This is a genomic window from Rhodopseudomonas sp., from assembly GCF_048594845.1.
Lineage (GTDB): Bacteria > Pseudomonadota > Alphaproteobacteria > Rhizobiales > Xanthobacteraceae > Rhodopseudomonas.
Genome location: NZ_JBMDXE010000250.1, coordinates 1 through 8211, shown reverse-complemented (window position 1 = coordinate 8211; position 8211 = coordinate 1). Strand labels below are relative to the sequence as shown.

8 protein-coding genes, 1 tRNA gene and 1 pseudogene are annotated in these 8211 nt (G+C 65.5%); 6 read left to right on the top strand and 4 right to left on the bottom strand.

Annotation, left to right across the window (positions count from 1 at the left end; all coding sequences use genetic code 11):
• Positions 1 to 69: 69 nt before the first annotated feature.
• Positions 70 to 609, bottom strand: a complete 540-nt coding sequence (infC, locus tag ACOJTD_RS16235) for a translation initiation factor IF-3 (protein ID WP_156332516.1) — start codon at positions 607 to 609, stop codon at positions 70 to 72.
• A gap of 340 nt (positions 610 to 949) precedes the next feature.
• On the opposite strand from infC, the pseudogene ACOJTD_RS16230 reads away from it, so the two are divergent.
• A pseudogene (locus ACOJTD_RS16230) lies at positions 950 to 1735 on the top strand (alpha/beta hydrolase); the annotation flags it as partial.
• An 83-nt stretch (positions 1736 to 1818) separates the two neighbouring features.
• On the opposite strand, the gene queG reads toward ACOJTD_RS16230, so the two are convergent.
• The gene (gene queG, locus ACOJTD_RS16225; RefSeq protein WP_420133925.1) at positions 1819 to 3096 is read right to left on the bottom strand and encodes a tRNA epoxyqueuosine(34) reductase QueG; all 1278 of its coding nucleotides are present in this window, start codon (positions 3094 to 3096) and stop codon (positions 1819 to 1821) included.
• The gene (locus ACOJTD_RS16220; protein ID WP_420133924.1) at positions 3045 to 3737 is read right to left on the bottom strand and encodes a glutathione S-transferase family protein; all 693 of its coding nucleotides are present in this window, start codon (positions 3735 to 3737) and stop codon (positions 3045 to 3047) included. Before ACOJTD_RS16220 ends, queG begins: the two co-directional genes overlap by 52 nt.
• Positions 3738 to 3961: 224 nt before the next feature.
• On the opposite strand from ACOJTD_RS16220, the gene ACOJTD_RS16215 reads away from it, so the two are divergent.
• Positions 3962 to 4768, top strand: coding sequence for an undecaprenyl-diphosphate phosphatase (locus ACOJTD_RS16215; protein ID WP_420133923.1), 807 nt, complete (start codon positions 3962 to 3964; stop codon positions 4766 to 4768).
• A 56-nt stretch (positions 4769 to 4824) separates the two neighbouring features.
• Here the strand turns inward: ACOJTD_RS16215 and ACOJTD_RS16210 are convergent, their stop codons facing one another.
• The gene (locus tag ACOJTD_RS16210) at positions 4825 to 5790 is read right to left on the bottom strand and encodes a complex I NDUFA9 subunit family protein (protein ID WP_420133922.1); all 966 of its coding nucleotides are present in this window, start codon (positions 5788 to 5790) and stop codon (positions 4825 to 4827) included.
• A 159-nt stretch (positions 5791 to 5949) separates the two neighbouring features.
• Here ACOJTD_RS16210 and ACOJTD_RS16205 point away from each other — a divergent pair.
• The 4 genes from ACOJTD_RS16205 to ACOJTD_RS16190 form a co-directional block, all read left to right on the top strand.
• Positions 5950 to 6034 (top strand) — tRNA-Leu (locus ACOJTD_RS16205).
• 141 nt (positions 6035 to 6175) lie between these two features.
• Positions 6176 to 6790, top strand: coding sequence for a ribonuclease D (locus ACOJTD_RS16200; RefSeq protein ID WP_420133921.1), 615 nt, complete (start codon positions 6176 to 6178; stop codon positions 6788 to 6790).
• A gap of 274 nt (positions 6791 to 7064) precedes the next feature.
• Positions 7065 to 7799 carry an LPS export ABC transporter periplasmic protein LptC gene (gene lptC / locus ACOJTD_RS16195; RefSeq protein WP_420133926.1) on the top strand — a complete coding sequence of 245 codons (735 nt, stop codon included), beginning with the start codon at positions 7065 to 7067 and terminating at the stop codon, positions 7797 to 7799.
• On the top strand, positions 7796 to 8211 hold a 416-nt coding region (locus tag ACOJTD_RS16190), incomplete at its 3' end, for an LptA/OstA family protein (RefSeq protein ID WP_420133920.1). The genes lptC and ACOJTD_RS16190, both read left to right, overlap by 4 nt.

The following is an 8211-nucleotide window of genomic DNA, read 5'->3' as shown; positions in this document are numbered from 1 at the left end:
CTAAACGAAAATGGCCCGTCAGCTCTCGCTGGCGGGCCACATGCCTACTCAAATCGAAAACGGTGGAGCTCAGCGCGGCGCCAGCACCATGACGACCTGGCGACCTTCGAAGCGGGCGTCCTGCTCGACCTTGGCGATCTCGGCGACGTCGGCCTTCACCTTGTCCAGCAGCTTGGTGCCGATGTCCTGGTGGGCCATTTCGCGTCCGCGATAGCGCAAAGTGATCTTCACCTTGTCGCCTTCCTCGAAGAAGCGCTGCATCGCCTTCATCTTCACGTCGTAGTCGTGGTCGTCGATCATCGGACGGAGCTTGATCTCCTTGATCTCGACGATCTTCTGCTTCTTGCGCGCCTCGGCGGCCTTCTTCTGCGCCGAGTACTTGAACTTGCCGTAGTCCATGATCTTGCAGACCGGCGGACTGACGTTCGGCGAGATCTCGACCAGATCCATGCCGGCTTCCATTGCCATCTTGATCGCGACAATGGTCTCGACCTTGCCACGGTTCACACCGTCCTGGTCGATCAGCTGGATCTCGTGGTTGCGAATGTCATCGTTGGTGCGCGGCCCATCCTTGGCAACGGGGGGCGGGGCTCTGTTGGGACGGCGAATGGTGGCTTCTCCAATATTGTGAACGTTGATGGCGGACGATCGATCAGGGCATATCACGGAGGCATCACGCGACCGTGCCGATCCGATCATGCGCTCCATATAGGTCAGAGCGTAACCGGACGCAAAACCGACAACCCCGCTCAAAGCCGGGGCCATGCCCTTTTTCTGATCGCGGCGCAGTGTGACGGAAGAAGCCCCGACCGGCAAGCCAACTTCCGCATAACCAGCGCAAAGTCATGCCGACCCGCGTCTTTTCCGTCACGCGGCACCCCGCGCCATGCGCGATTGACGGCGCGGCCGGGCGTACTGCAAAGCAATTCGGCAACGAGGCACTTGATCCATGACAAATCACCCCGCCGGCGCCGATCCGGAGTTCATCACCGTCGGAGACGGCTCCGCTCAGCGCCGCATCGCTGTCCGCGCCAGGCCCGGCACGCCGCCCGGGTTGTTCTGGCTCGGCGGCTTCAACTCCGACATGACGGGCACCAAGGCGGTCGCGCTCGATGCCTTCGCGGCCGAACGCGGCCGGGCCTGCGTCCGGTTCGATTATTCCGGCCACGGCGAATCCTCCGGCGCCTTCGCCGAGGGCACGATCAGCCGCTGGCTCGAGGACTCGCTGGCGGTGTTCGATCGCTTCGCCAAGGGCCCGCAGGTGGTGATCGGCTCGTCGATGGGCGGCTGGATGGCGCTGCTGCTGGCGCGCGAGCTGCTTCGCCGCGGCGGCAATGGCCCCGCCTCGCTGGCCGGAATGGTGCTGATCGCACCGGCGCCGGATTTCACCGAGGCACTGATGTGGAACGGCTTTTCGCCGGAGATCCGGCGGCAGATCGAGACCGAGGGGGTCTGGATGCGACCGTCGGAGTATGGCGAGCCCTATCCGATCACGCGGGCGCTGATCGAGGACGGCCGCAACCATCTGCTGCTCGACGGAGCGATCTCGACCGGCTGCCCAGTCCGCATCCTGCAAGGCAAGCAGGACCCCGACGTGCCCTGGACCCACGCCTTTGCGCTGACCGAGCATCTGCCCTGCGAAGACGTCGTGCTGACCCTGATCCAGGACGGCGACCACCGCCTCTCGCGGCCGCAGCACATCGAATGTTTGTTGGCGGCGGTGGAGGATTTGGGGTGTGGTGTGGTGACTCCACCCCACACACCCCCGTCATCGCCCGCGGAGGGGGGCGACCCGGTATTCCAGTGCGGTCAAGTTCATCATCTCTCTGGGATACTGGTTCCCCCGCTTTCGCGGGGGATGACGTCTGAAGACGGTGCGGCATCTCGGACCACACGGCCGTCCATCCACTCCGCCCGCACAGTCTCATCGGCTTCTTCGGCGAGATGCCTCTCGCGCAACACGGCGAACTGATCGTCGGCAACTAACTGCCCGAGCGCCCACACCGCCGCGCCGCGCACCGCCGGGTCGGCATCGCCGAGCAATCGCTCGGCTTCGATCGCCAGCTCTGCTTCGCCCGAATTGCCGATCGCGATCAGCACGTTGCGGATAAAGCGGTTGCGGCCGATGCGCTTGACCGGGGACTTGGTGAACAGCGCCCGAAAGGCCGTGTCGTCGAGCCGCACAAGTTCGGCCAGCGCCGGCGCCCGCAAAGTTTCGCGAGAGGCCAGCTTGGCCTCGCGGCCGGCCTGCGCGAACTTGTTCCACGGGCAGACCGCGAGACAATCGTCGCAACCGTAAATCCGATTACCAAGTTGTTTGCGAAATTCGTGCGGGATCGGCCCTTTGTGCTCGATCGTCAGATACGAGATGCAGCGCCGCGCATCCACACGATACGGCGCCGGAAACGCCGCGGTCGGACAGGCATCGAGGCAGTTGCGGCACGAGCCACAATGATCGCGCTCGGCGTCGTCGCGCGGCAGTTCGAGCGTGGTGAAGATCGCACCGAGAAACAGCCAGGAGCCGAACTCCCGCGACACCAGATTGCTGTGCTTGCCCTGCCAGCCGACCCCGGCCGCCTGCGCCAGCGGCTTCTCCATCACCGCCGCGGTGTCGACGAAGACTTTGACCTCGCCGCCCGCGGTCGCGACCAGCCAGCGCGCGAGCTGCTTCAGCCGCGCCTTGATGACGTCGTGATAATCGTCGCCTTGCGCATAGACCGAGATCGCGCCGCGATCCTTCGCTCCCGCCAGCGCCAGCGGATCGGTCGCCGGTCCGTAATTGACGCCCAGCATGATCACCGAGCGGACATCGCCCCACATCACCCGCGGGTCGGCGCGGCGCTCCGGCCGGTCGGCCAGCCAGGCCATCTGCCCGTGATAATCAGCAGCAAGGAATTCGCGCAGGTAGCCGAGGGCGTTCGGGATGGCATCCGGTGCGCAGACACCGAGCGGCGCGAAGCCGAGCGCGAGCGCCTGATCGGTCAGCGCTGCCTTCAGTTTGCCACAAGGATTTTCGGCCGAATTGAGAGCCGTTCCGGCCCGGCTCAGAAGTCCAGATCCACGTAGGTCCGCGACGCCGGCACCCCCGCCAGCCACTCGCTCAGCAGCGGGCGGAACGACGGCCGCGACTTGATCCGGGCGTACCAGGCCTTCGCGGCTTCGTCCTCGATCCATGGCACGTCGCCCAGATAATCGATCGCCGACAGGTGCGCGGCGGCGGCGAGGTCCGCATAAGTCATCCGGTCGCCGGCCAGGAAGTTCCGCGTCCGCGCCAGCCAGCCGATATAAGCGAGGTGATAGCGCACATTGGCGGTCGCGGCACGGATCACGTCCATCGCCGGCGGACCGCCACCGTCCTCTTCGCTCATGAAGCGCTTGTAGATCCGCTCGGTCACCAGCGGTCCGCTGGCTTCCTCGAAAAATTTGTCGTTGAACCAGTCGAGCAGCCGGCGCACCTCGATCCGCTCGGCGGTCGACTGCGGCAACAGCCGGCGATCGCCGAAGCCCGCACCATGCGTCTCGTCGAGAAACTCGGCGATCACGCCGGCGCCGGGAACCGGCGGCTGCCCTTCGGCGATCAGCACCGGGGTCGTTCCGGCCGGATTGAGCGCCAGAAACGCCGTCCGGCGCTCCCACGAACGCTCTTCCACCAGCCGCAGGTCGAGACCGTGTTCACCGAGCGCAAGCCGCACGAACCGGGACTGCGGGCAGAACGGATGGTGGAACAGGGTGTACATGGCGACCTTGATAGTTTCGCAGGCTTAACAAACGGTGGCCGAGATCGGCGGACGCGATCAGCGTCCCGGGCCCGCGGGAGGCGTCAAACTACTCAGTTGCAGGCCGCTGGCAAGGCGGCTTTTGGCAAGGCAGCTCTGGCGCATTTTTGACGTTGCGGCATACTAGTGAATAGGCGACAAGGTTCCGCCTCCCGCAAGATCGCCCCCTTCCCAACGGACTCCCCATGCTTGCCGATATCATCAGGGCCGTCATTCTCGGCATCGTAGAGGGTGTGACCGAGTTTCTTCCGGTGTCGTCGACCGGTCATCTGCTGCTCGTCGGCCGGTTCTTCAACCTCGGCGAGGGCGACTTCTGGAAGACCTTCGACGTCCTGATTCAGCTCGGCGCCATCCTGGCGATCCTGGCGCTGTATTTCTCGAAATTGTGGCGGATTGCGCTCGGGATGTTCTCGGATCCCGCCGCGCAGCGCTTCGTCATGGGCGTGCTGGTCGCGTTCCTGCCGGCGGCGGTGATCGGCGCGGCGGCCGGCTCCTACATCAAGGCGTATCTGTTCAACCCTTGGGTGGTTTGCTTCTCGCTGATCGTCGGCGGCGCGATTCTGCTCTGGGTCGATCAGCTCGATCTCAATCCCGAGCATCACGACGCCACCGCATTCCCGCTCAAGATGTACTTCTACATCGGTTGCGCGCAGTGCATGGCGATGATCCCCGGCGTATCGCGCTCGGGCGCCAGCATCGTCGCGGCGATGCTGTTCGGCGCCGACAAGCGCTCGGCCGCGGAGTTCTCGTTCTTCCTGGCGATTCCCACGATGGTGGGCGCGTTCGTGTACGATCTCTACAAGAACCGCGCCGACCTCTCGAGCGACCATCTCACCATCGTGGCGGTCGGCTTCGTGGTGTCGTTCATCACCGCGATCATCGTGGTGAAGACATTCCTCGGCTACGTTACCCGCCACGGCTTCGAGCTGTTCGCGTGGTGGCGCGTCGTGGTCGGCACGCTCGGGCTGATCGCGCTGGCGCTCGGCAAGTAATCACCGGCACTTCGCCGCGCGGGGCTGCGCGGCGAAGCTTCAGGTAATGACTTCGATCAGGCGTTCTTGCGGGCGAACTGGCCGGTGGCGCGGAAGCGCCACAGATAGGACGGCACCACCGCCTCCATCGAATCCGGCGTGATGCCGAGGCCCTGCAGCGTCAGCCCGGCGCTCTTGGCGGCGTCCGACACGATGTTGTCGACCTTCAGCAGCGAAACCTGATCCGGCGTCAGCTTGAAGTCGCCCGGTGCGAACTGCAGCAGCGCGGCCTGCAGGCTAGCGAGCCCGAACGGCAGCGGCAGCAACAGCCGCTTGCGATCGACCGTCTCGAGGATCAGCTCGATGATCTCCCGCATCGTCATCTGTTCGGGGCCGCCGAGTTCGTAGGTCGCGCCCGGCTTCGTCCGGCCGTCCACCGCCTCGGCCACGGCAGCCGCGACGTCGCCGACATAGACCGGCTGCAGCTTGGTGTCGGCGCCGACCAGCGGCAGCAACGGCGAGATCCGCGCCAGCGCGGCGAAGCGATTGGTGAATTGATCTTCGGGGCCGAACACCACCGACGGCCGCAGAATGGTGGCGTCCGGCACCGCGGCGAGCACAGCCTGTTCGCCGGCGGCCTTGGAGCGGGCGTAGCGCGACGGCGAATTGGCATCGGCACCGATCGCCGAGACATGCACCATGCGGGCGCCGATCGAGGCAGCCGCCTTCGCGACCGCCGCAGCGCCCTCGGCCTGCACCGAGTCGAACCGCTGCGCACCGCCCTCGGCGAGAATGCCGACCAGATTGATCACCACATGCGCGTCACGCATCGCGGCCTGGATCGATTCCGGATAGCGCAGGTTGGCCTGCACCGCATGAATCTGCCCGACCCGGCCGAGCGGCTGCAGGTGCCCGGCGAGTTCGGGACGCCGCACCGCCACCCTGATTCGGTAATCCCGGCGGGCCAGCGCGCTCACCACATGGCGGCCGATGAAGCCCGAACCGCCGAAAACCGTGACAAGGGTGTCGATATTCGAATGCATGCGGGTGATCCTGATGGGGAAAAGACGAGCCGGAAAGCTCCGGCAATCGCCGTTATTTTGGCGGTTTCGCGTTACGCCATCAACCTTTCGCTGTACAGCGGAATTGGCAGCGCAAAGCAATTTGACATTTCCGTAGCGGGTCCCTATCAACCCGCCCGGGCCCAGGTGGCGGAATTGGTAGACGCGCTGGTTTCAGGTACCAGTGGGTAACACCGTGGAGGTTCGAGTCCTCTCCTGGGCACCATTGCCCTGCCCGCACTTCACTCTCCCTTTTGTTGATGTGATCGATCTCGGCCGCACGGCTCGCCACTTGCTGGCTCGAGCGCTAGGTTGAGCAGCGATTCGGGACCGTCGGTCCCACCTTCCAGAACAACGGTTGCCGACCATGACCATCCGCCTGCACCGCGGCGATCTGCCGGATCTTTCGCGCTACACCACCTCCGTGGCGATCGACACCGAGACCATGGGGCTGCATCCGCATCGCGATAGGCTGTGCGTCGTGCAGCTTTCGAACGGCGACGGCAGCGCCGATGTGGTGCAGATCCCGCGCGGCCACAGCGACGCGCCGAACCTGAAGCGGCTGCTCGGCGATCCCGGCGTGGTGAAGATCTTCCATTTCGCCCGGTTCGACCTCGCCGCCCTGTTCAACGCGCTCGGCGTGATGCCGCAGCCGGTCTACTGCACCAAGATCGCTTCCCGGCTGTCGCGTACCTACACCGATCGTCACGGCCTCAAGGACCTGGTCCGCGAACTGCTGAATGTCGACCTGTCGAAGCAGCAGCAGTCGAGCGACTGGGGCGCCGACAATCTGAGCGACGCTCAACTGGCATATGCGGCCTCCGACGTGCTGCATCTGCATGCGCTGCGCGACAAGCTCGACGTGATGCTGGCGCGCGAGAACCGCGCCGAACTCGCGCAAGCGTGCTTCGATTTCCTGCCCTACCGCGCCCGCCTCGACCTCGCAGGTTGGAGCGAAGAGGACATCTTCGCGCATTCTTGAGGATTTCGGGCAGATCCGACACATTGGGCCGCCCCGTTTCGGTCATGTTCGTCGTCCTGATGGGCTTGTGATGGGCTCGTCCCACCGCGGGCCTCGCCTGCCGGGGTTTTAGCGACTATCTGGGGTTGCTCCCCGCGCCGGACGCGTCCGGTCGGTTCCCGATGCGGAGCAAGGATGTGAGACGGTAGGCTCGAGGCTGGCTGGATGATGCCACGCCCGGCACCACGCGGGAGCAGCGGTGGCTTCGGTTCAGACGGCGTCGTATCAAGCCAGCATGGAGGCGCGCTTCGCCGCGGCGGCGCGCCACAGCCGTCTGGTGCGCACCTTGCGGATCGCCGTGCCCCTCGTCGTGGCGCTGTCGCTCGCCGCGATCCTCGCGATCTCGATCTTCAACCCCTTCCGCCTGCTGTCGAAGCTGCCGCTCGACATCGGCGACCTGGTGGTCTCCGGCACCAAGATCACGATGGAATCCCCGCATCTGGCCGGCTTCACCAACGACGGCCGCCCCTACGAGATGTGGGCCCGCTCGGCCACCCAGGATCTCACCAGCCAGGATCACGTCGATCTGCACACCTTGCGCGCCAAGATGGTGAACGACGACCAGTCCACCGTGGTGATCGAGGCCCGTGACGGCAAGTTCAACACCAAGGCCCAGCTCCTCAACCTGGAGAAGGACGTCTATCTGCGTTCGTCGAGCGGCAGCGAAGCCTGGATGACCCACGCGGACGTCGACATGGGCAAGGGCACGGTGGCGTCGGACGAGCCGGTGGACGTCAAATGGCTCGGCGGCAAGTTGCGCGGCCAGCGGCTGCGGATTACCGAAAAGGGCGATGTGATCCGATTCGAGGGAGGAGTCGTGATGAACCTGGATAACGCCAGGCTCCCGGATTCCTCCGAGGAAGCCGCCGCCCAGCCGCCGCCCGCTCCGGCCGCGTCGCCGCGAGTCGACCCGGCGCCGCCGAAGGCGAAGCCGTCAGGCCAACGCCAACGTGAAGTGAACCATCCATGATCGCTGCCGGTTTCCGCTCCGCCCGTCGCGTCCTGCTCGGGGTCGCCGGCGCCGCGCTTCTGGCCGGCGCTGCGAGCGCACCCGGCTGGGCGCAGAGCACCATGCAGGGCGTGCCCAACGCGATGCAGGGCTTTTCGCAGAATCGCGACCAGCCGATCCAGATCGAATCCGATACGCTCGAGGTCCGGGACAAGAAGAAAGAGGCGACCTTCGCGGGCAGCGTGAAGGTGGTCCAGGGCGACACCACCATGACGTCCAAGAGCCTCGTGGTGTTCTACGATCAGGATCAGCAGGACAACGGCTCGGCCAAGCAGGCCAAGCGCAAGGCGATGCCCGCCGCGGCGCCTGGGCCCGGCGGCACCTCGTCGATTCGCCGCCTGGAGGCCAAGGGCAGTGTCGTGGTCACCCAGAA